Genomic DNA, 298 nt, shown 5'->3' with positions numbered 1-298 from the left:
CAGGTTGGTCTGGCCCGCAATGGTGTTGATGAGCTGCACCACGTCGCCGATCTTGGACGCGGTCGCGGCCAGATCCTGCACGGCGGCATCGGTGCGGCGGGCTCCCTGCACGGCCTTGTCGGCGATCTGCGAGGATTGTGCCACCTGGCCGGCGATCTCGCGGATCGAGATCGACAGCTCCTCGGTGGCGGCCGCCACCGTCTGCACGTTGGCCGAAGTCTGCTGCGCGGCGGACGAGACCGTGACGGATTGGTGGGTGGTCTGTCCGGCGATGGCCGTCATGGACTGGGCCGTGGCC

1 pseudogene is annotated in these 298 nt (G+C 68.8%); it reads right to left on the bottom strand.

Annotated elements, in window-relative coordinates:
* Window positions 1-298: pseudogene (locus tag OC446_RS30750) on the bottom strand (methyl-accepting chemotaxis protein); the annotation flags it as partial.

It is taken from the genome of Microvirga sp. Mcv34 (assembly GCF_024519725.1).
Lineage (GTDB): Bacteria > Pseudomonadota > Alphaproteobacteria > Rhizobiales > Beijerinckiaceae > Microvirga.
Note: the sequence above shows the minus strand (reverse complement) of the source record. Positions and strands in the feature narration are given on the sequence as shown.